The following is a 25,628-nucleotide window of genomic DNA, read 5'->3' as shown; positions in this document are numbered from 1 at the left end:
TATGTGTTACCTATCCGCCGGGGCAGAGGCTTAGCCGACGATCTCGGCCAGGCTCAGCTCTTCAGTGATTTGCTTGACCCAGGCGTCTACACGTTCGTTGGTCAGCTCAGGTTGACGATCTTCGTCAATGGCCAGCCCGACAAAGTGGTCATCGTCTGCCAGACCCTTGGAGGCTTCAAAATGGTAGCCTTTGGTTGGCCAGTGGCCGACGATGGCCGCACCGCGTGGTTCAATGATGTCGCGGATGGTGCCCATCGCATCGCAGAAATATTCCGCGTAGTCTTCCTGATCGCCACAGCCAAACAGCGCCACCAGCTTGCCGTTAAAGTCGATGTCTTCCAGCGTCGGGAAGAAATCATCCCAGTCGCACTGGGCTTCGCCATAGTACCAGGTTGGGATACCGAGCAGCAGGATATCAAACGCTGCCAGATCTTCTTTGCTGCTTTTGGCGATGTCGTGGATTTCTGCCACGTCGTTGCCGAATTTTTGCTGAAGCGTCTTTTGGATCATCTTGGCAATGTTTTCGGTATTGCCAGTGTCGCTGCCAAAGAAAATGCCTACATGAGCCATAGTAAAGATAACCTTTTAATTCAAATGAATGTGTTGCGTAAACGCGGCCTGAGGCGCTGCCAAGGGCAGGCTTGCTCAGCCGTAAATGCGTATCATGCCAGAAATTTGCCCTGAGGTTTTATCGCGTTTATGCGATGCCTCTGCGGAGGTGGAACCGATCTGGCGTCATCCTTAACGCCGTGCCGCCTATGCGACAGCAGAGATCAGTGTTCTGGCTGTTCTTCTGCCAGTTGAGCCAACAGCATTTGTTCGATCAATTCGCTGCGGCTGATATTGCGCTGGTCGGCCAGTTTGTTGAGAGCATCTACCGCGTCTGCGTTGATTTTCAGCTCCACACGCCGTAATCCACGCACTTTGTCCCGTCGTAGCTGATTGCGCTTATTAATTCTAAGCTGTTCATCACGGGAAAGCGGGTTGGTTTTCGGGCGCCCTGGACGGCGTTCATCTGCGAACAGATCCAGCGTCGTGCGATCCGTTTGTTCTTTTGCCATTGTTGCGCTACTGCAAGGGAGTTTGCATCAAAAAGCGGTTTACGCTTCCAGACGGTTCGATTTACACAATTCGGGCCAATAAACCCTAACCCAAATTCACCCCCAGCCAAGCGCAGCTTCACACCTGGACAGGGTGGCAAAATTATAGCGCGCCATATTACCCCAGCAGATGGAGCGACGACAATGCCTAACTTAGCTACAAACGCGCTAAGCTATTCTCTCTAGCGCGTTTTTTCGCCACTTGAGCTCAGGGCTGGTCAATAAAGCGGTGGATTGCCCGTAATACGGCGTCCGGTTTCTCCGCATGGACCCAGTGACCGGAGCCTGCAACCACATAGGCGCGCGCCTGCGGGAACTGGCGGGCGATGTCATCGCGGTAGCTATCCTGCACGTAAGGCGAGAGGCCACCACGGATAAACAGCGTCGGGTGCGGCCAGGGTGGAACCTCTTGCCAGCCGATAATGTTCTCATATTGCTCGATCAACACCGGCAGGTTGAACCGCCAACTGCCAGCATGGAAAGATTTCAACAGAAACTGGATCACGCCTTCTTCATCCAGCGTGGCCCGCATGAGCTGCGCAGCCTGTTGACGCTGGGTGATACCCGCATCGGTGACGGCTTGCAGTGCGGTAAAGATCTGGTCATGGCGGCGAGTGTCGTAATCCACCGGGGCGATATCGATCGCCACCAGCCGTTCAATCCGCTCCGGGGCTAGCGCGGTCAATGCCATCGCTGCTTTGCCGCCCATTGAGTGGCCGATCACGATGGCTCGCTCGATTTGCAAGTCGTCTAACAGCGTCAACAGATCCTGCGCCATCGCCGGGTAGGTCATCTCCGCCGCGCGCGGTGACAGCCCGTGATTGCGCAGATCGACCTTGATCACCGTATGCTGCTGGTTCAGGTCGCGCGCCAGCACGCCCAGATTATCCAGATTACCGAACAGACCGTGGATCAGCACGATTGGTAGGCTCGCTGGCGTAGCAGCCTCTGCGGCCAGTAATTGATAATGTAATTTCATGGTGAAGTTCATGATGTTGAGATAATGAGTTAGGTTATCATGATTGCAGAGATATTGGTTTGTTCGCAGAATTTTGCCGATATTTCATGGTATGGTGAGGGGTTGGCGGCCAAGGCGGTTGGCTAAAGTCTGCTTTTGCCGTTTGGGAGAACATTGTAGTGTTCGCACCCGCGCTTTTAACCTTATAATCCCATGGCTTGAATGCACCAATTGGCTTCAGGTTCATAAGTAGAAAAAACGTACTGGATAAAGATGAAAACTATTGAAGTCGACGAAGAACTTTACCGTTATATTGCCAGCCACACGCAACATATCGGTGAAAGTGCGTCTGATATTTTACGGCGTATGTTGAAGTTTACCGCAGGCCAGCCTGTGCGCACGGCCCCTGTGGTTGCCAGTGGCCAGGCAGAGCCGTCAGCGGCTGCCGTTGCAGCACAGCGTCCGCGCGATCGCGTGCGTGCGGTGCGCGAGCTGCTACTGTCGGACGAATATGCCGAACAGAACAAAGCTGTAAATCGTTTTATGCTGGTACTTTCCACCTTGTACACCCTCGATGCGGCGGGCTTTGCTGCGGCAACGGATTCGTTGCATGGCCGTACCCGTACCTATTTTGCTGGCGATCAGCAAACGCTGTTGGCCAACGGAACGCATACCAAGCCCAAGCATGTGCCAGGTACGCCTTACTGGGTGATCACCAATACCAACACTGGTCGTAAACGCAGCATGATCGAACACATCATGCAGGCCATGCAGTTCCCAGCGGAACTGATCGAGAAAGTTTGCGGCACCGTCTAATTTAGCGAACAGCCCGTCACGGTGGCCGTAAGCGACTCATTGCCCGGCCACAGTACTGGCATTTTAGGGAGTAGTCGATGGCTAATGACCCACGTGCCGGGCAACCCGCTCAGCAAAGTGATTTGATCAACGTAGCCCAGCTGACGTCGCAGTACTATGTGCTGCAACCAGAGGCCGGTAATGCTGCACATGCGGTAAAATTCGGTACCTCAGGGCATCGTGGCAGCGCGCTTCGTCAGAGCTTTAACGAAGCACATATCCTGGCGATCGCTCAGGCCATTGCCGAAGTGCGTCGTCAGCAGGGCACCACAGGCCCTTGCTACGTGGGTAAAGACACCCATGCGCTGTCCGAACCCGCCTTTATTTCCGTGCTGGAAGTGCTGACCGCCAACGGCGTTGACGTGGTGGTGCAGGAAAACAACGGCTTTACGCCAACCCCTGCCGTGTCACACGCTATCTTGTGCTTCAACCGTAAAGGGGGCGCGCAGGCAGACGGCATCGTGATTACGCCTTCGCATAACCCACCTGAAGACGGCGGCATCAAATATAACCCGCCAAACGGTGGCCCAGCCGATACCAACCTGACTTCCGTGATTGAAAAGCGTGCCAACGAACTGCTGAGCCTCAAGTTGCAGGGCGTGCAGCGTCAATCGCTGGATAAAGCCTGGACTGGTGGCCATCTGCATGCGCAGGATCTAGTGCAGCCTTACGTGGAAGGGCTGGTGGACATTGTCGATATGCCAGCCATTCAGCGTGCGGGCATGAAACTGGGCGTTGACCCGCTTGGCGGTTCCGGCATTGCCTACTGGCAGCGCATTGCCGAGCACTATAAGCTGGATCTGACGTTGGTGAATGATTCCATCGATCAGACCTTCCGCTTTATGCATCTGGACCATGACGGCATCATCCGTATGGACTGCTCGTCCGAATCGGCAATGGCTGGCCTGCTGGCCCTGCGCGACAAGTTCGATCTGGCGTTTGCCAACGATCCTGACTATGACCGCCACGGTATCGTCACGCCTGCGGGCCTGATGAACCCGAACCACTACCTGGCCGTTGCCATCAATTACCTGTTCCAGCATCGCCCGCAATGGGGTGCCAACGTTGCCGTAGGTAAAACGCTGGTTTCCAGCGCGATGATTGACCGCGTTGTGGCCGATCTGGGCCGCAAACTGGTGGAAGTGCCGGTCGGTTTCAAATGGTTTGTTGACGGCCTGTTCGACGGTAGCTTCGGCTTCGGCGGCGAAGAGAGTGCCGGGGCTTCGTTCCTGCGCTTCGACGGCACGCCTTGGTCTACCGATAAAGACGGCATCATCATGTGCCTGCTGGCGGCCGAGATCACCGCCGTTACCGGTGAAAACCCGCAGCATCACTATAACGATCTGGCCAAACGCTTCGGTGCACCAAGCTACAACCGTATCCAGGCTCCGGCAACCTCCGCGCAGAAAGCGGCGTTGTCCAAGCTGTCACCGGAAATGGTCAAGGCCAGCACGCTGGCGGGCGATCCTATTACCGCGCGTCTGACGGCAGCTCCGGGTAACGGCGCTTCCATCGGCGGTCTGAAAGTGATGACCGACAACGGCTGGTTTGCCGCTCGCCCATCGGGTACCGAAGAGGCTTACAAGATTTACTGCGAAAGCTTCCTGGGTGCCGAGCACCGTGAAAAGATCGAGCATGAAGCGGTCGAGATCGTCAGCGAAGTGTTAGCTTCAGCCAAGTAATCTCTCTTTCGATAATGAAAAGGCGCTGTTTTTACAGCGCTTTTTTTATGCCTTCAATTTAGATATATCTAATTTCAGGTTACCTCTTGCGCATTTAGATATATCGATCTAGATTAGAGCCATCGACGCGGTTTAGATATATCTAAATGCGTCGATACACATATCATTAATCAAGAGGTAACAACCATGATGTTTAATCGATTTGCACGCCACCACGACCAACGGGAAGAGGGGCATTGCCACCACCGCCGTGGCGGCCGTCATCATTTTGCTGGCCGCGGGGAACACGGCCGTGGTGGTGAAGAACATGGCCGGGGCGGTCGCGGGCGTCATCGCCTGTTTGAGCACGGCGATCTGCGTTTGGTGCTGCTGGCGCTGGTAGAGCGTAAACCTAGCCACGGCTACGAGCTGATCAAGGCGATCGAAGAGGCTTCTTCCGGCCTGTATGTGCCAAGCCCAGGCGTGATTTACCCAACCCTCACGCTGTTGGAAGAGCAAGACTTCCTGGAACCCGCGGTGGCTGGCAATGGCCGTAAGAGCTACCAAATTACCGAACTCGGCAAGCAGGAGTTGCAAAAGCATCAGGCGGCCATCGAAGTGATTTTTGCTCGCCTGGCTGGCGCAGGGCGTGACCATCGCCATGAGGGCAATCTGGCCGAAGGGATCTCCGAAGTGATGAATCGCCTGCGCTATCTGCTGCGCGGCAACATGATGCGTGCGGATTTGTCTCAGGAGCAGGTCGGGCGTATCAATCAGGCACTACTGACCGCCGTGGAGGCTATCGAAGCCGAAATGGTATCGCCAAAACAGCCACAGGAGGATAACTGATGCCAGGTCACCGTTTCCGCATTACCGTAGAAGCCCTGATAGACCGTAAAGGTGAACCCGTCGACAAGCCGGAGTTGGTGTTTGAGGTAGAAAATCACGACGATATTCTGGCCATTGTTGAGCGCATTCAAGGGCGAGAGGATCTGAACTTTGGCGAACAGAACAGCGCGGCCTTTGCCGTCGGGCTCAAGCTGTTCTCTGAAGTGATGATAGAAAACCGCAAGCATCCGCTGTTTGAGCCACTGCGTGACTCGTTTAAAGAATTTATGATCGGTCTGAAGAAAGGGCCCACATCGTCGCAGGATTAAGGCATAAACCGATAGCCGACGCCGGTCTCAGTGAGCAAATGCCTGGGCCGCGCCGGATCGGTTTCCAGCTTTTGCCGCAGATGGCCCATATAAATGCGCAGATAGTGGCTGTGTTCGACGTAATTGGGTCCCCAGACGTGGCTGAGTAGCTGCCGCTGGGTGATCACCTTACCGGAGTTGGCCAGCAACTCGGACAGTAAGCGGAACTCGATGGGCGTCAGATGCAGATCTTCACCGTTACGCAAGACGCTGCGGTTGATCAGATCGACGGTGATATCGGAGAAGCTGACCAACGGGCTTTCCTGTTGGCTATTGGCGTGGCGGCGAAGCGCAACCCGCACCCGAGCCAGCAGTTCACCAATGCCGAACGGCTTGCTGAGATAGTCATCGGCACCCGCATCCAGCGCGGCAATCTTGTCCTCTTCGGCATGACGAGCGGAAAGGACGATCACCGGCATGGCGCTCCATTGGCGCAGATCGCGAATGTAGTCCAGCCCGTCGCCATCGGGTAACCCTAAATCAAGAATGATCAGATCCGGCTTGCGCGTGCCGGCCTCTATCAGCCCACGCTGCAAGGTTTCACTTTCAAACACCCGTAACCCTTCGCTCTCCAGCGCGGTGCGCACGAAGCGACGGATCTCTTTCTCGTCTTCCACAATCAGAATGTTAGTCGGTGATGTGGTCACGGGGCCTCTACTCTTGGGTTACAAGTCAAAATCTGCTCCATCCAGTTCGGGTGGCTTTTCCAACGGCAGCATAAAGTGGAAACTGGCTCCGCCTTCGGCGCGGTTCTCCGCCCAGATGCGACCGCCGTGTACTTCAATAATGGCACGACAAATCGCTAACCCCAAGCCGACGCCAGGGATCGCCGATTCTTTATTGCCACGGGAGAACTTGTCAAATATCAGTTGGGTTTGTTCCTCCGGGATACCGGGGCCATTATCCCAAACCTCCACTTCCAGCCAGTCCTTTACTGCGTGGGCGCGGATCCCGATGATAGCATCGGTACCGGCATATTTATTGGCATTTTCCACCAGGTTGGTGAATACCCGCTCTAACAGGCTGCCATCACAGTTGATCAACACCATCTCTGGCGGCAACTCCACCTTAATTTCGTGTAATACCAGCAGTGGTTCCAGCATATGCAGCGATGCCCCGACGATCTCCTCCAGCGATTGCCACTCTTTACGCAGGTTAAAACCACCGGACTGAATGCGCGCCATATCCAGCAGATTGTTTACCAAGCGGGTGGTACTGAGCACCTGCTGGCGGATTTGGCTGGCCTGTGGGGCGTGGCTGGAGCCTTCGGTGGCCAGATCCAGCGTCAGGATCTCTGCCTGACCAAACAGCACGGTAAGCGGAGTACGCAGATCGTGAGAAAGGGCGGCCAGCAGCGAGTTACGTAGCTGTTCGCGTTCGGCATCCAGCTTGGCCTCTTCGGCGCTGCGGGCCAGATGCAGGCGCTCCAGCGCGCTGGCGATCAGCACCGCAAAGGTCTGTAACAGGCGCTGTTGCTCTGGCACCATCAGCTGACGCAGGTTGTTCGGTTCAATCGCCAGCAGGCCAAAGGTCTGTTTGGAGGTGCTGAGCGGCAGCAGTTGGTACGGCACGCCGGGCAGGGTGTCGGTACCGGCCCCGGCGGGTAAGCCTTTGCCATAGCTCCAGCGGGCGATGGCTTCATCCACCGACAGCAAGCCACCTTCTTCACCCACCATCTGTTGCAGGGAGCCATCCTCCTGCGGTAGCAGCAGCACGGTTTTGGCCTGGAAGCTGCTGGAGATAAAATGACGGCTGGTTTTGGCAATATCTTCTCTGCTCAACGCCTGGCTGAGCCCACGGGACATCTCATATAAATGGCGCGCCCGTTGTTCGCGATAGCGTGCCACCCGGGCCTGATAACGCACCCCGGCGGTCAGATTACCAATGGTGATACCGACGGTCAGCATCACGGCAAAGGTCAGAAGATATTGCATATCACTGACGGCGAACGACCATTCGGGCTGTACGAAGAACAGATCGAAGCTGGCGACGTTGATCACCGCGGCCAGCACCGAAGGCCAACGGCCAAAGAACAGGGCGACAAGTGCCACGCCCAACAGGTAAACCATCACCAGGTTGGCCGAATCAATGCCCGGCAGTAGCCATTGCGACAGCAGCGTGATGATGGCACATAAAATGACGGCAACGGCGCAGCCCCGCAGCTGGAATCGCCATTTTTCGCTAAAGGTGCGATTATCATGCTCTTTGGCCTGCGGCTGCGGTGTATCGTTTTCCAGCGCAACAATCACCAGATCGAGATCAGGTCCAAGCTGGCCAAGGCGATCGGCAAAGCTGCTGCGCAGCTTCCAGCGCTGTTCGCCACGGCGGCCAATAATGATTTTGCCCAGGTTATGTTCCCGGGCATAGCGCAGTACCGCGCGTTCTTCAGAAGGATCGGAAAGGGTGGCGGTTTCAGCCCCTAATTCTTGCGCCAGCCGCAAGGCCCGCAGAATGGCTCGCCGTTGGTTTTCCGGCAGACGGTGCAGCTTGGGGGTTTCGACATACACGGCATGCCAGTGGCAACCGAGGCGTGCCGCGAGCCTTGCCGCGATGCGCACCAGTTTTTCGCTACCGCTGTTATGGCCGACGCACAGCAGGATGCTGTCTCGGGTGTGCCAGACTTTTTCACGCCCCTGGTTATCGCGGAAGGCCCGCATTTGGTCGTCAACACGGTCGGCGGTACGGCGTAGTGCCAGCTCACGTAGAGCGATCAGGTTACCTTTACGGAAGAAATGCTCGATGGCGCGCTCGGCCTGGCCTGGGATATAGACCTTGCCTTCGTTGAGCCGCTGACGCAGATCGTCTGGGGGCAAGTCCACCAACACCACTTCGGTGGCCTCGTCAAACACGTGGTCAGGCACGGTTTCCCTGACCCGCACCCCGGTGATACCGCCGACAACGTCGTTCAGGCTTTCCAGATGCTGGACGTTAACCGTGGTCAGCACATCGATACCGGCATCCAGCAGTTCGTCTACATCCTGCCAACGTTTGGGATGGCGTGAACCCTGGGCGTTACTGTGTGCCAGCTCATCCATCAGGATCAGGGCCGGGTGGCGTGCTAAAGCGGCATCGAGATCGAACTCCTGTACCTGGCGGCCACGATGTTGGATGCGTTTTGCTGGCAGGATCGACAGCCCTTGCAGCAACGCCGCCGTTTCCTGGCGGCCGTGGGTTTCCACCACGCCAATCAGCACGTCCAGCCCCTGCGCCCGTTGCCGCTGGGCCTCCTGCAACATGGCGTAGGTTTTACCTACCCCGGCGCAGGCCCCGAAGAAGACCTTTAGCTTACCGCGTGGCTTTTCATTGGCTAACGCCAGCAGGCTGTCTGGGTCGGGGCGTTGCAGTTCGTCATCCACCATCAGAGTTCCTTGTTTACCCATGCAAAGCGGGTTCGGCAATGCCGAACCCTTTATTTAGCTACGTTTTATCACGTCTTTAGTTATTTCAACGCATCCAGCGCCATATTCAGCTTCAGCACGTTGACCACCGATTCCCCCATAAAATTGGGCGTGGCGCGCTCGGTGTTTTCATCAATCAGCTTGGCAATTTGTTCCTGTGGCAACTGACGAGCGTTGGCGACACGCGCTAACTGGTACTTGGCGGCGGCCAGCGAAATCTGCGGATCCAGGCCACTGCCGGAAGCGGTCAGCAGATCGACCGGGATCGGCCCGCTCATCGTCGGATTAGCCTGGCGCAGCTGCGTAGCCCGCTCACCGATTGCTTTATCCAGCGCCGGGTTGGTGGCGGCCAGATTACTGCCGCCGGATGCCATCGCATTATAGGCCGAATCGCTGGTGGCAGAAGGGCGCCCCCAGAAATAACCCGGTTGGGTAAAATTCTGGCCAATCAACGCCGAGCCGACAGCTTTATCCCCTTGATAGAGCAACGAGCCGTTGGCCGCCCCGCTGAACAGCAACTGTGACAGCCCAGTGGTGAGTAATGGATAAGCAATACCGGTGATCGCCGTCAGCAGGATCAGCATAACTAAAGAAGGACGTAAATAAGACATCATGAATTCCTTATTTTCTTAGCCGGCCATATTCAGCGCGGTCAGCAGCAGGTCGATCAGCTTGATACCTACGAACGGTACCAGCAGGCCACCCACACCATACAGCCACAGGTTACGACGCAGCAGTGCGGCGGCGCTCATTGCCTTATAGCTCACCCCTTTCAACGCCAGTGGGATCAGGAAGACGATCACCAGAGCGTTGAAGATCACCGCCGACATAATCGCCGAGGCGGGGGAGTGCAGTTGCATTACGTTCAGCGCATTCAACTGCGGATAGGTTGCCGCGAAGGCCGCCGGGATAATGGCAAAGTACTTCGCCACATCGTTGGCGATACTGAAGGTGGTCAGTGAACCGCGTGTCATCAGCATCTGCTTGCCGATATGCACCACTTCGATCAGCTTGGTCGGGTTGGAGTCCAGATCGACCATGTTGCCCGCTTCCTTGGCTGCCTGCGTCCCCGAGTTCATGGCAACCGCCACGTCGGCCTGCGCCAGTGCTGGGGCGTCGTTGGTGCCGTCGCCGGTCATCGCGACCAGGCGTCCTTCCGCCTGATACTGACGGATCAGCGCCAGTTTGGCCTCTGGTGTGGCTTCCGACAGGAAGTCATCCACACCGGCTTCGGCTGCAATGGCGGCGGCGGTCAGGCGGTTATCCCCGGTGATCATCACCGTCTTGATGCCCATCTTGCGCAGTTCGGCAAAGCGTTCTTTAATCCCGCCTTTGACGATGTCTTTCAGCGCCACCACCCCTAATACGCGTGGCCCTTCGGCGACTACCAACGGCGTACCGCCGGTACGAGCGACGCTTTCCACCAACTCATCTACCGCACGCGGGAAGTGGCCATTGTTGGATTCGACGTGGCGGCGAATGGCGTCCACCGCCCCTTTACGGATCATCCGGTCCTGCACGTTGACGCCGCTCATGCGGGTTTGCGCAGAGAAAGGCACGAAGGTGGCATTCAACGCCTGCAAATCGCGTTCGCGCAGGTTGAAGCGCTGCTTGGCCAGCACCACGATACTGCGGCCTTCCGGCGTTTCATCGGCTAACGAAGAGAGTTGGGCGGCATCGGCCAGCTCTTGCTCTTTTACCCCGGGTGCCGGCAGGAATTCTGATGCCTGACGGTTACCGAGGGTGATGGTACCGGTCTTGTCCAACAGCAATACGTCAACATCACCGGCGGCCTCAACGGCGCGCCCGCTGGTGGCGATCACGTTGGCACCCAGCATACGGCTCATCCCGGCGACGCCGATAGCGGACAACAGCCCACCGATGGTGGTCGGGATCAGGCAGACCAGCAAGGCCACCAACACGGTGATCGACACTATGCTGCCGCTGCCTGCGGCTTCCACACTGTATTGCGAGTAAGGGAACAGGGTAGCGGTCGCCAGTACAAACACGATAGTCAACGCCACCAGCAAAATGGTCAGCGCCACTTCGTTTGGGGTTTTACGGCGTTTAGCGCCTTCGACCATAGCGATCATGCGATCGAGGAAGGTTTCCCCCGGGTTGACGCTGCACTGCACCACCAGCCAGTCGGACAGGATACGCGTCCCGCCGGTCACGGAGGAGAAGTCACCGCCGGATTCACGGATCACCGGTGCAGATTCACCGGTGATGGCGCTTTCATCGACCGAGGCGCCGCCTTCCAGCACTTCGCCATCGCAAGGGATGGTGTCACCGGCTTCCACCAGCACGATATCCCCTTTACGCAGGCTCTCGGCCGAGACTTTCTCGGTGGCCCCATCACGTTTCGGCGTGGCGAGTTTCTTCGCCCAACTGGTTTTCTTGGTGCCCTTCAGGCTTTCCGCCTGAGCCTTGCTGCGTCCTTCCGCCAGCGCTTCGGCGAAGTTGGCGAACAGTACGGTAAACCACAGCCACATAGCGATGCTGCCGGTAAAGGCAGCGCTACCTTCGGCGTTGCCTGAAAGCACCGCCAGCCAAATGGCTGAAGTCAGGATACTGCCGAGGTACACCACGAACATCACCGGGTTACGCCACTGAACGCGTGGGTCCAGCTTTTTCACCGCATCGATCAGCGCGGTACGCATCAGTGCCGGTTCAAACAGTGCGCGTTGTTTGCGAGTCATCTTGTTCTTCTCTCTGTTATGACTGTTAATTGGCCAACCACAGTTGTAAATGTTCGGCTACCGGGCCTAGTGCCAGTGCAGGAACGAAGGTCAAGGCACCGACCAGCAGGATGGTACCGACCAACAGGCCGATAAACAGTGGCCCGTAGGTTGGCAGCGTGCCGTTGCCCGCCGGTTGGCGTTTTTTGACACACAGCGAACCCGCAATGGCCAGCACCGGCAGGATCACCCCGAAGCGGCCAACAAACATCGCCAAGGCCAGCAGCAGGTTGTAGAACGGCGTGTTGACGCTCAGGCCAGCAAAGGCGCTACCGTTGTTGTTGGCTGCCGAAGAGAAGGCATACAGCACTTCACTGAAGCCATGCGCCCCTGGGTTGAGGATGCCAGCACGGCCAGCGTCGGTAGCAATCGCCAACGCGGTGCCCAGCAGTACCAAGGTTGGCGTCACCAGGATTGCCAGCGCGGTCATCTTCATGTCATAAACATCGATCTTCTTGCCGAGATATTCCGGCGTGCGGCCAATCATCAGCCCGGCGATAAATACCGTCAGCAGTACGAACAGCAGCATGCCGTACAGGCCGGAACCGACGCCGCCGAACACCACTTCGCCAATCTGCATCAGCCACATCGGCACCATGCCACCCAGCGCGGTAAAGGAATCATGCATGGCGTTGACGGCACCGCAGGAGGCCGCAGTGGTTACCACCGAGAACATGCTGCTAGCGAGAATGCCAAAGCGGGACTCTTTACCTTCCATATTGATGTTGCTGCTACTGCCAAGTGCGCTCAGATGCGGGTTGCCAGCCAGTTCAGCATTCATCACCACGATCACCGCAACGATAAAGATCAGCGCCATGGCCCAGATCAGCGCGTGACCCTGACGGTTTTCACCGGCCACCTGACCAAAGGCGAAGCACAGGGCGCAAGGGATCAGGAAGATCGCCAGCATCTGTACAAAGTTGGTCAATACGGTTGGGTTTTCAAACGGATGCGCCGAGTTGGCACCGAAGAAGCCGCCACCGTTGGTGCCTAGCATCTTGATTGCTTCCTGCGAGGCCACTGGCCCCATCGGCAAGGTCTGCTGTGCCCCTTCCAGCGTGGTCACATGCAGGTAAGGCAGAAAGTTCTGCAATGTCCCCTGGCTGACGAAGAACAGCGCGATCAGCAGCGACAGTGGCAACAGCACATACAGGGTAATGCGCAGGATATCGATCCAGGCGTTACCGATGGTGGCGCTGGAACGACGTGCAAAGGCCCGGATCAGGGCAAAGGCAACGGCGATACCGGTGGCGGCAGACAGGAAGTTCTGTACCGTTAACCCGGCCATCTGGCTGAGATAGCTGAGGGTATTTTCCCCACTGTAGGCCTGCCAGTTGGTATTGGTGACGAAGCTGACGGCGGTATTGAACGCCAGATCCCAAGATAAACCGGGGAACCCTTGCGGGTTGAGCGGTAAGGAACCCTGTGCCATCAGCAGCACCAACAGCAGCACCAAACCGAGGATATTGAACCACAGGATCGCCAGTGCGTATTGCCACCAGGTCATCTCGGCGGTGTCATTACCGCAGCAACGCCAGACGGCTGCTTCCACATGGCGCAGCACCGGTAGTGGCTCTCCCTCGATCAGGCGAGCTATAAAGCTGCCCAGGGGACGAGCCAGCACCAGAAGCACCAGCACAAAGCTGGCGATCAACAAGAAGGCTGAAGCTGCCATCAGAAGTCCTCCGCATTAAACAGGGCATAAACCAGATAGCCCAACAGCAGCAGGACCAACAGCGCACCACCAATAACGCTGAAACTCACGGGACACCTCCAGAGGTGTTGTTTTTGATAGCCTGAGTGTAGGGGGGGCAGTAGAAAGAAGATGAAAAAATAGCGGGGCCGGGTGTAAAAAAAGTATAAAAATGATTGAAATAACGGCAGAAAATGGCGATTTTACACGCAGTGAGGGTGTGGGCGGATGGGTTGTTGGCGTAAAATCCGTTAAATGACCCCTAGCAACGCCAAGAAACCACAATGTAACCAATGTTAAGTTAGTTATTAACCTTGATGTAACAAAATTACGTTGCGGAGGCCTTCTTTGTGCTCTTTTTGCGCAATTTAGTGGTCGGATGAGTTGTAAAATTACACCATGTGCGGTAATATTTTGCTCAGTTTCCAATTGACCATCATTTATCGTTTTTGCATTGCGTCAGGTCCTGACAACCTGGCGCGGATGTTTTTAAGGAGGTTCGTATGTCTAACTACCAAGCCTATCCGTTGCATCGGGTCCTCCTGCGCCGTAGCGCAGTGATTCTGGTCGGTGTTCTTGCTTTGCCGGTGATGCTGTTCCGTGCCGATCGCGCACGTTTTTACAGCTATTTACACCGCGTCTGGTCAAAAACCAGCAATAAACCGGTCTGGCTGCAACAGGCAGAAACGGCGTCCTGCGATTTTTATTAATCCTGGCCCGTCGCACTACTACGAACCCTCGCCCCTCTGGCGGGGGTTTTTGCGTTTTAAGCCGCAGTAACGCATTAACTCCTCTACACTTCTAGCATTAACCGGTTGATGGGAGACAAGATATGAGCAACAAGATCCCTATCGGGATCAGCGCCTGCCTGTTGGGCAGCGCAGTGCGTTTCGATGGTGGCCATAAACGCTGCGAATTTGCCGTGGAACAATTGGCACCCTATGTAGAGTTTGAGCCGATTTGTCCCGAAATGGCGATTGGCTTGCCAACGCCACGGCCTGCGCTGCGTTTGGTTAAAAGCCAACAGCAGACGCGGCTGCTCCACAGCAATGACCCCAATGCAGATCTTACCGAACGGATGCAACAGTTCTCCGAGCTTCGGGTTAGTCAGTTGCAACATTTATGCGGCTACATAGTCTGCGCAAAATCGCCTACTTGCGGTATGGAAAGGGTCAAGCTCTGGGACGAGAACGGCCAGGGGGCGCATAAAAGTGGCGTCGGGCTGTTTGCCGCCGAGCTGCTCCAGCAAATGCCGTGGTTGCCGGTAGAAGAAGACGGTCGTCTGACCGATCCCGTGCTGCGGGAAAACTTTGTCGAACGGGTGTTTGCCCTTTATGAACTGAATATGCTGTGGCGCCAGGGGTTAACTCGTGGCGGGCTAATTGCTTTTCATAGTCGTTATAAACTTTCACTGCTGGCGCATTCACAGCCAGAGTACCGGGAGCTGGGGCGTTTCGTCGCAGATATCGAACGCTGGGAATCGCTGGAGGCTTTTGCGGTGGAATATCGCCAGCGCCTGATGAGGCTGTTGCAACACAAGGCGACCCGGCGCAACCACACCAACGTCTTGATGCATGTGCAGGGCTACTTCCGCCGCCAGCTCAGCAGCTCTCAGCGCCAGGAACTGGCCAGGCTTATCGACCACTATCGCCAGGGCATGCAACCGCTGCTGGCACCGATTACGCTGTTAAAACATTACATGGCCGAATATCCTGATAGCTATCTGGCGCAACAGCGCTATTTTGAGCCCTACCCGGAGGCGCTGCGCCTGCGCTACGGCCATTAACCCGCAAGGAGTGTTATGACCACGCATCTGGTCTGGTTGCGTAACGATCTGCGCATTACGGATAATAAAGCCCTCTCTGCCGCCTGTAGCGATCCGCAAGCCAAGGTGCTGGCGGTATTTATCGCCACCCCCGCGCAATGGCGCCAGCACCATATGGCACCACGTCAGGCGGCGTTTATCCACGCCAATTTGCTGCATGTGCAAGCGGCTCTGGCAGCTCGGGGCATTGAAATGATTTGCCATCAGGGCGACGATTTTGCCGGTTCGATTAACTGGCTGGTGGAGTTCTGCCAGCGCCAGCAGGTCACGGCCCTGTTTTATAACCGTCAGTATGAAATCAATGAGCGCCAACGTGACGCCCGCCTTGAGCAGGCATTGACCGGGCAGGTGAGTTGCCACAGCTTTGATGATAGCCTGCTGTTGCCCCCTGGCAGTGTGCAAACCGGCAACGGCGAGATGTACAAGGTGTATACGCCTTTTCGCAAAGCCTTTCTCCAGCGGTTGACCGAGTCCGACGTGAGCTCTCTGCCAGCCCCACGCCCGCGTGGGGAAGCCGTTGGTTTTACCGCAGCAGTGGCATTCGATTATCCTTTGGCTGAGGTGGGAGAGAGTTATCCCGCAGGCGAAGAGGCTGCATTGCACAGGCTGCGTGCTTTCTGCCGCGAGCAGGTGCAAGACTATGCGACACAGCGCGATTTGCCCGCCATTGCCGGCACCAGCAATCTGTCACCCTATCTGGCTATTGGCGTTATCTCCCCCCGCCAGTGCGTCAACCGCCTGCGCGTCGAGTGCCCCGATGTGCTGGAAGATCCGCAAAGCGGTGCTTTCTGTTGGCTTAATGAGCTGATCTGGCGAGAATTTTATCGTCACCTGATGGTGGCGTATCCTGCGTTATGCAAGCACCGTCCCTTTATCACCTGGACGGATAAGGTATGCTGGCAAAGCAACGACGCGGGATTACTCGCTTGGCAACAGGGCAATACCGGTTACCCGATTGTCGATGCTGCCATGCGTCAGCTCAATCAAACCGGCTGGATGCATAATCGCCTGCGGATGATCGTGGCCAGTTTCCTGGTCAAGGATTTGCTGATCGACTGGCGCGCCGGTGAACAGTATTTCATGTCCCAATTGCTGGATGGCGATCTGGCTGCCAACAACGGTGGCTGGCAGTGGGCCGCTTCTACCGGTACCGATGCCGCACCTTATTTCCGCATCTTTAACCCGACCACTCAGGGCGAACGTTTTGATCCAAAAGGCACTTTTATCCGTAAATGGTTGCCTGAACTGGCGGATGTACCGGACAATGAACTCCATCAACCCCATCGCTGGGCGGAAAAGCAGCAGCAGGTTCTGCATTATCCGCCGCCGATAGTCCAACACCAGCAGGCTCGGCTGGAGACGTTGGCGGCTTTTGAAGCGGCCAAGCGAGGGGGACTTTAAAGTAACAGCAAGGAGCTTCCTGATGATGAAGAAACTACTGGCCCTGTGCCTGGGCGGCTATTCCGCGTTGGCCGTGGCCGGTTTTGACGTAGTGGCGCTGGGCGTCGACGGTGGCGTCAGCGACGGCAATCTGACTTCTTATCTGATCCGCAGTGATAGCCAGACGCAGTATCTGGCACTGGATGCCGGAACGCTGCTGCCGGGGATTGCCAAAGGGCTGGAAAAGGGCAGTTTTCCACAGGTCACGCCCGAGCTGGCCGCTCCCTTCACCCCTCAGGGCTATATTTTCCGTCAGCTGATTGGCGGTTACTTCATTAGCCACGGCCATCTGGATCACGTCGCTGGGTTGATCCTCGGTTCACCGGAAGACAGTAAGAAAACCGTTTATGCGCAGGCCGATACCGTATTGACGCTGCGCAATCATTATTTTAACTGGAAAGCTTGGCCTAACTTTACCGATGCCGGTAATGGCTCGCGGCTGGGTACTTACCGCTTGCAAACGGTGCGCCCGCTGCAGCGAGTCACCCTGGGCCTGACCGGTTTGAGCGGGGTGATGTATCCACTTAGCCACGATCGCTACCCCTCTTCGATGTTGCTGGTGGCCGACCGTGAAGGATCATTTGCCTACTTTGGCGATACCGGGCCGGACGCGCTGGAGCAGTCACGTAATCTGGATAGCGCCTGGCGCGAGCTGGGGCCGCTGGTTGAGCAGAAGAAACTAAAGGGCATGATTATCGAAACCTCTTACCCGAACGAGGTGGATGACAAACACCTGTATGGTCATCTGACCCCGGCCTGGCTACTGAAGGAGCTGAAAAACCTCCAGCAGTACAGCGGCGGAGAGGGATCGTTAAAAGATCTGCCGGTGATCATCAGCCACATTAAGCCCAGCCTGAAATAGGGGGAAGATGTGCGTGCTACCATCAAGCAACAGCTGGATCAGGGCAACGATCTGGGCGTGAAATTTATCCTGATGGAACAGGGCGATCGGCAACAATTTTGAATGAGAGTGAGATGACTATGCGTAACCTCGATCTGGAACATCTGATCAACAGCGAACTCAACTGTGCGGCCTTCCAGGACTACGCGCCAAATGGCTTGCAAGTGGAAGGGCGGGCACATGTGCAGCGCATCGTGACGGGAGTGACGGCCTGCCAGGCGTTGTTGGATGCGGCGGTGGAACATCAGGCGGATGCCATACTGGTGCATCATGGTTACTTCTGGAAAAACGAAGCACCCGCGGTACGCGGCATGAAGCGTAACCGGCTGAAAACTCTGCTGAGCAACGATATCAACCTGTATGGCTACCACTTGCCGCTGGATGCACACCCGGAACTGGGTAATAACGCGCAGTTGGCAAAGGAGCTGGGCATCCGCGTGATCGGCGAGATCGAGCCTTTGGTGCCGCACGGAGAATTTGAGCAACCGCTCAGCGCGGGTGAACTGCAACAGCGTATCGAAAGCCGTCTTGGCCGCGCGGTGTTGCACTGTGGCGATAATGCTCCGCAGGCAATCCGTCGGGTGGCCTGGTGTACCGGTGGCGGCCAGGGATTTATCGACAGCGCGGCGCGATTTGGCGTTGATGCGTTTATCAGCGGTGAAGTTTCTGAGCAAACTATTCATACGGCGCGGGAGATGGGGGTGCACTTTTTTGCCGCCGGCCATCACGCGACGGAACGTGGTGGGATCAAGGCGTTAGGTGAGTGGTTAGCGCAACATCACGGCTTTGACGTCACCTTTATCGATATCCCCAATCCGGCCTGATTTGCCTATGGGTTCGGTAAAACGAACCCTTTAGCGCTGCTAATCCCTTATATTCCCGAAGGTTGCTCTCTTGACAGCCGACGTTACGTCCCGCATAACTGATACGCTTTTCAAATAATAAAATACCCTGTGAACTTCAAGTTGCTACCCAGCGACCCGCTCATTCGTTCGTGAGCGGTCAGTCATGCTGCGGCTTGAAACACGACGAGTATAAGGAGATAGGGGTGCAACGAGCACAATATTACCTGCTAGGGGAACGCGCTGTAGTGCTTGAATTGGCACCCCCGGTGACGCTGCAAAGTCAGCAGCGCATCTGGGCATTGGCAGAAAAGTTGAATCACCATACTGACGTACGGGAAGTGGTGCCGGGAATGAATAACCTGACGCTGTTGCTGTATACGCCGCAGGCTGATGCCGAGGCGATGCTGGAACTGCTGCGTCAAGGATGGGAGGGTAACGAAAGCCTGGTGCCAGAGTCCCGCGATGTCGATATCCCGGTGATCTATGGCGGCGAATATGGCCCCGACCTGGATGAGGTGGCGCGCCATACCGGCATGACGCCGCAACAGGTGGTGGAATGCCATTCGTCCACCGCGTATGTGGTTTATTTCCTGGGCTTTCAACCTGGTTTTACCTATCTGGGGGGGATGCCGGAGCGTCTGGCCACTCCTCGCCGAGCGGAACCGCGCCTGTCTGTTGCTGCGGGTTCTGTGGGGATCGGTGGCGGCCAGACGGGGATCTATCCGCTGGTTACACCAGGTGGTTGGCAACTGATTGGCCGCACGCCGCTGGCGCTGTTTAATCCTAATGAAATGCCGCCGACGCTGCTGCGCCCAGGCGACAACGTGCGCTTTGTGCCGCAAAAGGGGGGCGTATGCTGAAGATCTTGCGAGCCGGTATTTACACCACCGTCCAGGACCTGGGGCGTAACGGTTTTCGGCGTTTGGGTATCAGCCAGGGCGGTGCTCTAGATATCCCCGCGCTGAAAATAGCCAACCTGCTGGTGGGCAACTCGCCCGAAGCGGCCGGGTTGGAGATCACGCTGGGGCAATTCAGTGCCGAATTTACCCATAATGGGTGGATTGCGCTGACCGGCGCGGGCTGCGATGCTCAGTTGGACGGCAAATCTTTGTGGACGGGCTGGCGCTATCCGGTAAAAAAAGGCCAGCAACTGACGCTGAAAATGCCTAAACGCGGGATGCGCAGCTATCTGGCGGTGTCTGGCGGCATCAACGTGCCGGAGATGCTGGGCTCACGCAGCACCGATCTGAAAGCGGGCTTTGGTGGACTGGAAGGCCGACAGTTGAAGGAAGGCGACCTGCTGCCAGCGGGTAAGCCGCAGGCGCTGCCGACTACGGTTATCGGCGTGAAACAGCCGCTGTTCAGCAACCGGATCAGGGTGTTGACCGGGCCGGAATATGACGAGTTCAGCCAACAGGCACAGGATGACTTCTGGCGTACCGCCTGGCAGCTCAGCCCGCAGAGTAACCGCATGGGTTATCGCCTGCACGGTGGCAGCGCTCTGACGCGCACCACTGAACGGGAAATGCTCTCCCATGGCCTGATACCCGGTGTCATCCAGGTTCCACACAACGGCCAGCCGATCGTCTTGATGGCCGATGCTCAGACTACCGGGGGGTATCCGCGGATTGCCTGTGTGATCGAGGCCGATCTGTTCCACTTGGCGCAGATCCGTCTGGGGGATGCGCTTCACTTTATCCCCTGCACCCTGGCAGAGGCGCAGCGCGCCAAGGCCGAGCAGGATCACTTTATTCAACAGATTGCCTGGGGGGTTCAATGATCGTCGATTTAAATGCCGATCTCGGTGAAGGTTGCGCCAATGATGAAGCGTTGTTGCAGTTGGTCAGCTCGGCCAATATTGCCTGCGGTTTCCATGCTGGGGATGCCCAGACCATGCGCCAATCGGTGCGCTGGGCGTTGCAATACGGTGTGGCGATTGGTGCCCATCCCAGTTTCCCGGATCGGGAAAACTTCGGCCGCACCCGGATGCAGTTACCGGTAGAAACGGTGTATGCCCAAGTGGTGTATCAGTTGGGTGCATTGGCTGCCATTACCCGTGCTGAAGGCGGCGTGATGGTCCATGTGAAACCGCACGGCATGCTCTACAACCAGGCGGCGGTGGAGCCGGAATTGGCCGAAGCCATTGCTCGCGCAGTGTATGCGGTAGATCCTTCGTTACGCTTGGTAGGGTTGGCTGGCAGTGAGCTGATCCGCGCAGGTGAAAAACTGGGGTTGGCGACGCGGCAGGAAGTGTTTGCCGATCGCGGCTATCAGGCCGATGGAACATTGGTGCCTCGTGGGCAACCAGGAGCACTGATCGCCAGTGATGAACTGGCATTGCAACAGACGCTGGAAATGGTTCGCCACCAGCGTGTACGAACCGTTGAGGGGGGCTGGGCCTCCGTTAAGGCTGAAACCGTTTGCCTGCACGGCGACGGGGAACATGCACTGGCCTATGCCAGGAAGCTGAGAGAGAGCTTTGCTCAGCAGCAGATTGGCGTTAGCGCCGCATAAAAAATAATGACTACAGCAAACACAACATTGCCCGCAAGACCGAGGGCGACAAGAGGGAAGTGAATATGGAACAAGCGGTAAACCTCTGGCCACTGATAGGCATCGCTGCCATCGTGGTTGGATTTGTATTACGTTTTAACCCGGTGCTGGTGGTGATCGCCGCCGGTATTATCACCGGGCTGGCGGCGTTGATGCCGCTGGATGTCATTTTGGAAAAGCTCGGCGAGGGCTTCCTCAATACCCGTAATCTGCCGCTGATCCTGCTGTTACCGCTGCCGATTATCGGGCTGTTAGAGCGCCACGGTTTGAAAGAACGTGCGCAGGCGTGGATTGCCAAAATCAAAAGCGCCACCGCCGGGCGTTTACTGATCGTCTACCTGTTTGTGCGTGAAGTAACGGCGGCAATGGGGCTGACCAGCCTGGGCGGCCAACCTCAGATGGTACGTCCGCTGTTGGCACCGATGGCGGAGGGGGCTACGGAAAACCGCTATGGGGAACTGCCGGAGCGTGTGCGCTATCGTCTGCGGGCAATGTCTGCCGCGACCGATAACGTCGGGCTGTTCTTTGGTGAAGATATTTTTGTCGCCTTTGGCGCGATCATCTTTATGCATAACTTTATGCTGGAATCCGGCGGCATTCAGACCGAACCGCTGCACATTGCGCTGTGGGGGATCCCAACGGCGATCTTTGCCTTCCTGATCCACTCGTTCCGTTTGTACCGCATGGACAAACAACTCAACGCTGAACTGAGCAAACTTAACCAGGCTGCGTTGCAGGCCAAGGGAGAAGGCCAATGATATTCCAACAACAATATCTCTATTGGCTGGCGGGTGCGGTATTACTGATCGTCGCCGCGATGTCGTTTGGCGATAAGGCCAACCCACGTCGTATCTCTACCGGTCTGTTCTGGGCCTTGTATGGATTGATCTTCCTGGTGGGGGATTGGACCTATGGGCTATTTGGCTCAGGGGCTGAAGCCAAACGTCAACTGCATATCACCGTGGGCGTGCTGGTGGTGGTGATGGCTTTAATCGCCGGTTTTGGCGGTGTGCGTCTTGGTAGCTATCATCAGCGCAGCCAGCAGGAGCGGGAAACCAGTGCCAAACGCCTGGGCAACCGTCTGTTTATCCCGGCTCTGGCGATCCCTGTCGTCACGGTGATTGGCGTGCTGCTGTTCAATAACATCCCAGCCTTGCAACAGGCGGTGTTTGGCAGCGGTAACCACTCCACCTTGATCACGTTGTTCTCCATGACCCTCGGCTGTTTGCTTGGCCTGGTTATTGCGGTGAAGATGACCCGTGAGAAAATGTCGCAGCCAGTGCAGGAAGCTCGTCGTCTGCTGGATTCCATCGGCTGGGCCTTCATCCTGCCGCAAATCCTGGCTACTCTTGGCCTGCTGTTCACCGTTGCGGGCGTCGGCACGGCTATCTCCCATTTAACGCAGGAATACCTGGCGGTAGATAACCGCTTTATCGCCGTAGCGGTGTATGCCATCGGCATGGCCGTGTTGACCATGATCATGGGGAACGCGTTTGCGGCTTTCCCGATTGTCACTGCGGGTATCGGTATCCCGATCCTGGTACTGCAACACGGCGGTAACCCCGCGGTGATGGCGGCTATCGGCATGTTCTCCGGCTATTGCGGCACGTTGATGACGCCAATGGCTGCTAACTTTAATATTGTACCGGCGGCGTTACTGGAGTTGCCGGACAAGAATGCGGTCATCAAGGCGCAGATACCGACCGGGGTCACGTTGCTGCTGGTTAACGTATTCCTGCTTTATTTCCTGATGTTCCTCTAGGAGAACGCATGCAGAAAGTATTGATTACCGGCTTTGAGCCGTTTGGCGGCGAGCGTGTCAACCCATCCTGGGAGGTGGTGAAGCAGCTTAACGATCTGGAGCTTGGTGGGGCGCACATTATCGCGCGCCAGCTACCTTGCGTCTTCGGAGAGGCGTTGACGGTGCTGAACGCGGCCATTGACGAAGTTCAGCCAGCGATGGTGTTGGCGATCGGCCAGGCGGGGGGGCGCACCGACATCACGCTGGAGCGCGTCGCTATTAACGTCGATGATGCGCGTATTCCCGATAATCAGGGACAGCAGCCGATCGATCAGGCCATTGTGGCAGATGGCCCGGCGGCCTATTTCAGCACCTTGCCGATCAAGGCGGTGGTGAATGCGATGCGTGAAGCTGGCATTCCGGCCTCGATATCACAAACTGCCGGGACCTATGTCTGCAACCATGTGATGTACGGTCTGTTGCACCGCTTAAGCGGGCAGCAGGCGGTGAAGGGCGGCTTTATCCATATCCCTTACCTGCCTGAGCAAGCGGCACAGCATCCTGGTGCCCCGAGCATGGCAGCACAGACGGTGCTGTTTGCTTTGGAAATGGCAATTTCGATTGCCTTGCAGGTAGAGCATGACTTGAAAGTGGTGGGTGGCGCCACGCACTGAGGTCATTTATGCTACCTCCATGTTAACCCTAGGGTTCGGCTTGCCGGACCCTTTTCAATCAAGGAGTTTGTCCATGCCAGAAGGGCCGGAGATCCGCCGGGCGGCAGATAAGCTGGCGGCGGTGATGATCGAGCAACCACTGACCGAAGTCTGGTTTGCTTTCCCGCAACTGAAACACTATCAGGCCGAGCTGGTCGGTGAACGTATCACCGCCATCGAACCGCGTGGTAAAGCCTTGTTAACCGATTTCTCCAACGGTTTGACCATGTATAGCCACAACCAGCTCTATGGCGTGTGGAAGGTGGTGCTAGCTGGCGAAACGCCAGAAACCAAGCGCGATCTGCGGGTGCGATTGGAGACGGCCGAGTGGGCGATTTTGTTGTACAGCGCTTCGGATATCACCATTGCGCCGCGCGGTGAGATCGAGCAACACCCGTTTTTAAAACGTATTGGCCCTGACGTGCTGGATATGGCTCTGACCGTAGAGCAGGTGGAACAGCGGTTGTTATCGCCGGCGTTTTGTAAGCGCCAGTTAGGCGGGATGCTGCTGGATCAGTCTTTTCTGGCTGGCCTGGGCAACTACCTGCGAGCCGAGATTTTGTGGCAGGCAGAACTGGCACCCAAGCATAAACCGCAGGATCTCACCCCTGATGCGCTGCATCAATTGGCGCAGGCGCTGTTGGATATTCCACGTATTTCATATCAGACCCGTGGTCAGGTAGATGAAAATCGCCATCACGGCACGCTGTTCAGCTTCAAGGTGTTTCATCGCAGCGGTGAGCCTTGTCCGCGCTGTGGGGCAATGATCGAGAAAACTGCGCTATCTTCTCGACCGTTTTATTGGTGCCCGGTTTGCCAGCGGTGATAGAACTTACAGATTAGCTGAACTCAAATTTTGTAGAAGAGTGTGTTTGCAGCGATGGGAGACTGGACGAAGCCGAAGTACTCATAGAATGCTCTCGCTTGATCATCTATCGCGTGCACCATGATGGCTTTAATACCCACTTGGTCTGCCAGATTGGCAACACGCCTTACAGCATCATTAAGCATCCACTTGCCAAAGCGATGGCCTTGGGTACATACATCAACGGCCAGACGTCCCAGCAGGACGATGGGAACAGGATCTGGCATGTTTTGGCGAAGGCTACGGCCTAAATCGGCGTGACTGACGGAACCAGTTGCAATGGAGTAATAACCCACAACACGCTTGGTGCCTTCCAGACAAATAACGAAAGTGCGGGAGGCATTCAGGAGTTGGTTTTTCATGGCTCGACGGCGTAACCAGTCGCTCAACACCTCATTTCCGCAGTCGAATGGCTGGAGAATATGTTCTTCTGTCAGCAGTTCCGGCGCGGTAATGATTATTTCCATTCAGGCTTCACATCCATTAAACGCTTGCGCCCTTCGACGTTTTGCACAGGAGCTTCAAGCTGTTCAATGAATGCCTGATAGCGTGCATCATCAAGGACGAATACACGCTGATCCAGGATGATGTTCTGTGCTTCATGAACCGCCTTCTCAATGATGAAGTCGGTCCGGTTCTTATTGACCAGACTCGCAGCATAGTCGATTACTGCACGCTCTTCTTCCGTCGCCCGGACATTAATCTGTTTGTCACGAGTCGGTTTACGAACGGTTTTCTGCATGGTACCCACCTTATGGTAACAAAATGCTATACATTGATAATACCTAAAAAGGTAACGGATTGCTATACGCCAAACGCAATGATGACAATGACATTCATAAAAGTTACCCCTCACCCCAACCCACTCCCACAGGGAGAGGGAGCTGTACGGTGTTGCGTTCGGGTGTGGAAGTTGAGCTGTAACAGGGGGATGCAGAAACCCATTTTCAGCAGGTCAGATTTGAGGGAACTGTGTGGTGCTGCGGTCTGGCGCGGGGGTTAATTCGTGGCACGGTAGATCCCCTCTCCCTGTGGGCTGAGTGATCCCCAGTAATATGGTCAGCATCCCATGACCATATTACTGTACTCATTCCCTAACTTTTTCAGCATGTTAACTATATTCATCCGTCTCACTATTCCCGGTCT

At 56.3% G+C, this 25,628-nt stretch carries 26 protein-coding genes and 1 pseudogene; 16 read left to right on the top strand and 11 right to left on the bottom strand.

Features of this window, described 5'->3' with window-relative positions; genetic code table 11:
• Positions 1-30: 30 nt before the first annotated feature.
• The 3 genes from fldA to ybfF all read right to left on the bottom strand — a co-directional run bounded on the left by fldA (position 31) and on the right by ybfF (position 2,091).
• Positions 31-570: a flavodoxin FldA gene (gene fldA, locus ACMV5I_RS22280; RefSeq protein WP_024483171.1), complete on the bottom strand. Its 540-nt coding sequence runs from the start codon at positions 568-570 to the stop codon at positions 31-33.
• 203 nt (positions 571-773) lie between these two features.
• Complete coding sequence (ybfE, locus tag ACMV5I_RS22275) at positions 774-1,061, bottom strand: LexA regulated protein (protein WP_021805298.1); 288 nt, start codon at positions 1,059-1,061, stop codon at positions 774-776.
• A 247-nt stretch (positions 1,062-1,308) separates the two neighbouring features.
• Entirely contained in the window at positions 1,309-2,091 is a 783-nt protein-coding gene (ybfF, locus tag ACMV5I_RS22270; protein WP_024483170.1) for an esterase, read from the bottom strand.
• 240 nt (positions 2,092-2,331) lie between these two features.
• Between ybfF and seqA the strand changes: the two genes are divergently transcribed.
• The 4 genes from seqA to ACMV5I_RS22250 all read left to right on the top strand — a co-directional run bounded on the left by seqA (position 2,332) and on the right by ACMV5I_RS22250 (position 5,731).
• A complete protein-coding gene (seqA, locus tag ACMV5I_RS22265) occupies positions 2,332-2,874 on the top strand; it encodes a replication initiation negative regulator SeqA (RefSeq protein ID WP_121606204.1) in 543 nt (180 codons plus the stop codon).
• Between the two features lie 77 nt (positions 2,875-2,951).
• Positions 2,952-4,595 (top strand): phosphoglucomutase (alpha-D-glucose-1,6-bisphosphate-dependent), encoded by a 1,644-nt coding sequence (gene pgm, locus ACMV5I_RS22260; protein ID WP_024483168.1) that lies wholly within the window; start codon positions 2,952-2,954, stop codon positions 4,593-4,595.
• 189 nt (positions 4,596-4,784) lie between these two features.
• Positions 4,785-5,423, top strand: coding sequence for a PadR family transcriptional regulator (locus ACMV5I_RS22255; RefSeq protein WP_024483167.1), 639 nt, complete (start codon positions 4,785-4,787; stop codon positions 5,421-5,423).
• Entirely contained in the window at positions 5,423-5,731 is a 309-nt protein-coding gene (locus ACMV5I_RS22250; protein WP_284121052.1) for a DUF3861 domain-containing protein, read from the top strand. The genes ACMV5I_RS22255 and ACMV5I_RS22250 overlap by 1 nt, the downstream gene beginning before the upstream one ends.
• Here the strand turns inward: ACMV5I_RS22250 and kdpE are convergent.
• The 6 genes from kdpE to ACMV5I_RS22220 all read right to left on the bottom strand — a co-directional run bounded on the left by kdpE (position 5,728) and on the right by ACMV5I_RS22220 (position 13,670).
• Positions 5,728-6,417: a two-component system response regulator KdpE gene (gene kdpE, locus ACMV5I_RS22245; RefSeq protein WP_024483165.1), complete on the bottom strand. Its 690-nt coding sequence runs from the start codon at positions 6,415-6,417 to the stop codon at positions 5,728-5,730. The two genes, ACMV5I_RS22250 and kdpE, sit on opposite strands and share 4 nt — an antisense overlap.
• An 18-nt stretch (positions 6,418-6,435) precedes the next feature.
• Entirely contained in the window at positions 6,436-9,129 is a 2,694-nt protein-coding gene (kdpD, locus tag ACMV5I_RS22240) for a two-component system sensor histidine kinase KdpD (protein ID WP_414825282.1), read from the bottom strand.
• An 80-nt stretch (positions 9,130-9,209) separates the two neighbouring features.
• Positions 9,210-9,779, bottom strand: coding sequence for a potassium-transporting ATPase subunit KdpC (gene kdpC, locus ACMV5I_RS22235; protein WP_121606206.1), 570 nt, complete (start codon positions 9,777-9,779; stop codon positions 9,210-9,212).
• Positions 9,780-9,797: 18 nt separating this feature from the next.
• Positions 9,798-11,867 (bottom strand): potassium-transporting ATPase subunit KdpB, encoded by a 2,070-nt coding sequence (kdpB, locus tag ACMV5I_RS22230; RefSeq protein ID WP_121606207.1) that lies wholly within the window; start codon positions 11,865-11,867, stop codon positions 9,798-9,800.
• A 25-nt stretch (positions 11,868-11,892) separates the two neighbouring features.
• Complete coding sequence (gene kdpA, locus ACMV5I_RS22225) at positions 11,893-13,581, bottom strand: potassium-transporting ATPase subunit KdpA (protein WP_024483161.1); 1,689 nt, start codon at positions 13,579-13,581, stop codon at positions 11,893-11,895.
• Entirely contained in the window at positions 13,581-13,670 is a 90-nt protein-coding gene (locus ACMV5I_RS22220) for a K(+)-transporting ATPase subunit F (RefSeq protein ID WP_037375124.1), read from the bottom strand. Before ACMV5I_RS22220 ends, kdpA begins: the two co-directional genes overlap by 1 nt.
• A 432-nt stretch (positions 13,671-14,102) precedes the next feature.
• On the opposite strand from ACMV5I_RS22220, the gene ACMV5I_RS22215 reads away from it, so the two are divergent.
• The 12 genes and pseudogenes from ACMV5I_RS22215 (at position 14,103) to nei (ending at position 24,443) form a co-directional block, all read left to right on the top strand.
• On the top strand, positions 14,103-14,309 hold the full coding sequence (locus tag ACMV5I_RS22215) for a YbfA family protein (RefSeq protein WP_024529334.1): 207 nt from the start codon (positions 14,103-14,105) through the stop codon (positions 14,307-14,309).
• 122 nt (positions 14,310-14,431) lie between these two features.
• Entirely contained in the window at positions 14,432-15,385 is a 954-nt protein-coding gene (locus tag ACMV5I_RS22210) for a YbgA family protein (RefSeq protein ID WP_414825281.1), read from the top strand.
• Positions 15,386-15,400: 15 nt separating this feature from the next.
• Complete coding sequence (gene phrB / locus ACMV5I_RS22205) at positions 15,401-16,825, top strand: deoxyribodipyrimidine photo-lyase (RefSeq protein WP_414825280.1); 1,425 nt, start codon at positions 15,401-15,403, stop codon at positions 16,823-16,825.
• Positions 16,826-16,847: 22 nt separating this feature from the next.
• Positions 16,848-17,828 (top strand): annotated as a pseudogene (locus ACMV5I_RS22200) (MBL fold metallo-hydrolase).
• A 17-nt stretch (positions 17,829-17,845) separates the two neighbouring features.
• On the top strand, positions 17,846-18,589 hold the full coding sequence (locus ACMV5I_RS22195; protein WP_414825290.1) for a type 2 GTP cyclohydrolase I: 744 nt from the start codon (positions 17,846-17,848) through the stop codon (positions 18,587-18,589).
• A gap of 224 nt (positions 18,590-18,813) precedes the next feature.
• Positions 18,814-19,470, top strand: coding sequence for a 5-oxoprolinase subunit PxpB (pxpB, locus tag ACMV5I_RS22190; RefSeq protein WP_024483155.1), 657 nt, complete (start codon positions 18,814-18,816; stop codon positions 19,468-19,470).
• Complete coding sequence (gene pxpC, locus ACMV5I_RS22185) at positions 19,464-20,390, top strand: 5-oxoprolinase subunit PxpC (RefSeq protein WP_024483154.1); 927 nt, start codon at positions 19,464-19,466, stop codon at positions 20,388-20,390. The genes pxpB and pxpC overlap by 7 nt, the downstream gene beginning before the upstream one ends.
• On the top strand, positions 20,387-21,124 hold the full coding sequence (pxpA, locus tag ACMV5I_RS22180) for a 5-oxoprolinase subunit PxpA (protein ID WP_248944951.1): 738 nt from the start codon (positions 20,387-20,389) through the stop codon (positions 21,122-21,124). Before pxpC ends, pxpA begins: the two co-directional genes overlap by 4 nt.
• 65 nt (positions 21,125-21,189) lie before the next feature.
• On the top strand, positions 21,190-21,921 hold the full coding sequence (locus ACMV5I_RS22175) for a DUF969 domain-containing protein (protein ID WP_021805279.1): 732 nt from the start codon (positions 21,190-21,192) through the stop codon (positions 21,919-21,921).
• The gene (locus ACMV5I_RS22170; RefSeq protein ID WP_024483152.1) at positions 21,918-22,925 is read left to right on the top strand and encodes a DUF979 domain-containing protein; all 1,008 of its coding nucleotides are present in this window, start codon (positions 21,918-21,920) and stop codon (positions 22,923-22,925) included. Before ACMV5I_RS22175 ends, ACMV5I_RS22170 begins: the two co-directional genes overlap by 4 nt.
• A gap of 8 nt (positions 22,926-22,933) precedes the next feature.
• The gene (pcp, locus tag ACMV5I_RS22165) at positions 22,934-23,578 is read left to right on the top strand and encodes a pyroglutamyl-peptidase I (protein WP_414825279.1); all 645 of its coding nucleotides are present in this window, start codon (positions 22,934-22,936) and stop codon (positions 23,576-23,578) included.
• Between the two features lie 73 nt (positions 23,579-23,651).
• Positions 23,652-24,443, top strand: a complete 792-nt coding sequence (gene nei, locus ACMV5I_RS22160; protein ID WP_260512743.1) for an endonuclease VIII — start codon at positions 23,652-23,654, stop codon at positions 24,441-24,443.
• Between the two features lie 23 nt (positions 24,444-24,466).
• On the opposite strand, the gene ACMV5I_RS22155 is transcribed toward nei, so the two are convergent.
• Both ACMV5I_RS22155 and ACMV5I_RS22150 read right to left on the bottom strand, forming a co-directional pair.
• Complete coding sequence (locus ACMV5I_RS22155; RefSeq protein ID WP_414825278.1) at positions 24,467-24,949, bottom strand: GNAT family N-acetyltransferase; 483 nt, start codon at positions 24,947-24,949, stop codon at positions 24,467-24,469.
• A complete protein-coding gene (locus ACMV5I_RS22150; RefSeq protein ID WP_071683113.1) occupies positions 24,940-25,224 on the bottom strand; it encodes a DUF1778 domain-containing protein in 285 nt (94 codons plus the stop codon). Before ACMV5I_RS22150 ends, ACMV5I_RS22155 begins: the two co-directional genes overlap by 10 nt.
• Positions 25,225-25,628 lie beyond the last annotated feature (404 nt).

The organism is Serratia sp. T13T92 (genome assembly GCF_047530105.1).
Lineage (GTDB): Bacteria > Pseudomonadota > Gammaproteobacteria > Enterobacterales > Enterobacteriaceae > Chania > Chania fonticola.
The sequence above is the reverse complement of the archived record's forward strand: the minus strand, read 5'-3'. Positions and strand labels throughout refer to the sequence as shown.

What these genes read in the sequence shown, in the direction of transcription:
- fldA (WP_024483171.1), bottom strand. Translation starts at nt 570, where the DNA reads ATGGCTCATGTAGGCATTTTCTTTGGCAGCGACACTGGCAATACCGAA.
- ybfE (WP_021805298.1), bottom strand. Translation starts at nt 1,061, where the DNA reads ATGGCAAAAGAACAAACGGATCGCACGACGCTGGATCTGTTCGCAGAT.
- ybfF (WP_024483170.1), bottom strand. Translation starts at nt 2,091, where the DNA reads ATGAACTTCACCATGAAATTACATTATCAATTACTGGCCGCAGAGGCT.
- seqA (WP_121606204.1), top strand. Translation starts at nt 2,332, where the DNA reads ATGAAAACTATTGAAGTCGACGAAGAACTTTACCGTTATATTGCCAGC.
- pgm (WP_024483168.1), top strand. Translation starts at nt 2,952, where the DNA reads ATGGCTAATGACCCACGTGCCGGGCAACCCGCTCAGCAAAGTGATTTG.
- ACMV5I_RS22255 (WP_024483167.1), top strand. Translation starts at nt 4,785, where the DNA reads ATGTTTAATCGATTTGCACGCCACCACGACCAACGGGAAGAGGGGCAT.
- ACMV5I_RS22250 (WP_284121052.1), top strand. Translation starts at nt 5,423, where the DNA reads ATGCCAGGTCACCGTTTCCGCATTACCGTAGAAGCCCTGATAGACCGT.
- kdpD (WP_414825282.1), bottom strand. Translation starts at nt 9,129, where the DNA reads ATGGTGGATGACGAACTGCAACGCCCCGACCCAGACAGCCTGCTGGCG.
- kdpC (WP_121606206.1), bottom strand. Translation starts at nt 9,779, where the DNA reads ATGTCTTATTTACGTCCTTCTTTAGTTATGCTGATCCTGCTGACGGCG.
- kdpB (WP_121606207.1), bottom strand. Translation starts at nt 11,867, where the DNA reads ATGACTCGCAAACAACGCGCACTGTTTGAACCGGCACTGATGCGTACC.
- kdpA (WP_024483161.1), bottom strand. Translation starts at nt 13,581, where the DNA reads ATGGCAGCTTCAGCCTTCTTGTTGATCGCCAGCTTTGTGCTGGTGCTT.
- ACMV5I_RS22215 (WP_024529334.1), top strand. Translation starts at nt 14,103, where the DNA reads ATGTCTAACTACCAAGCCTATCCGTTGCATCGGGTCCTCCTGCGCCGT.
- ACMV5I_RS22210 (WP_414825281.1), top strand. Translation starts at nt 14,432, where the DNA reads ATGAGCAACAAGATCCCTATCGGGATCAGCGCCTGCCTGTTGGGCAGC.
- phrB (WP_414825280.1), top strand. Translation starts at nt 15,401, where the DNA reads ATGACCACGCATCTGGTCTGGTTGCGTAACGATCTGCGCATTACGGAT.
- ACMV5I_RS22195 (WP_414825290.1), top strand. Translation starts at nt 17,846, where the DNA reads ATGCGTAACCTCGATCTGGAACATCTGATCAACAGCGAACTCAACTGT.
- pxpC (WP_024483154.1), top strand. Translation starts at nt 19,464, where the DNA reads ATGCTGAAGATCTTGCGAGCCGGTATTTACACCACCGTCCAGGACCTG.
- pxpA (WP_248944951.1), top strand. Translation starts at nt 20,387, where the DNA reads ATGATCGTCGATTTAAATGCCGATCTCGGTGAAGGTTGCGCCAATGAT.
- ACMV5I_RS22175 (WP_021805279.1), top strand. Translation starts at nt 21,190, where the DNA reads ATGGAACAAGCGGTAAACCTCTGGCCACTGATAGGCATCGCTGCCATC.
- ACMV5I_RS22170 (WP_024483152.1), top strand. Translation starts at nt 21,918, where the DNA reads ATGATATTCCAACAACAATATCTCTATTGGCTGGCGGGTGCGGTATTA.
- pcp (WP_414825279.1), top strand. Translation starts at nt 22,934, where the DNA reads ATGCAGAAAGTATTGATTACCGGCTTTGAGCCGTTTGGCGGCGAGCGT.
- nei (WP_260512743.1), top strand. Translation starts at nt 23,652, where the DNA reads ATGCCAGAAGGGCCGGAGATCCGCCGGGCGGCAGATAAGCTGGCGGCG.
- ACMV5I_RS22155 (WP_414825278.1), bottom strand. Translation starts at nt 24,949, where the DNA reads ATGGAAATAATCATTACCGCGCCGGAACTGCTGACAGAAGAACATATT.
- ACMV5I_RS22150 (WP_071683113.1), bottom strand. Translation starts at nt 25,224, where the DNA reads ATGCAGAAAACCGTTCGTAAACCGACTCGTGACAAACAGATTAATGTC.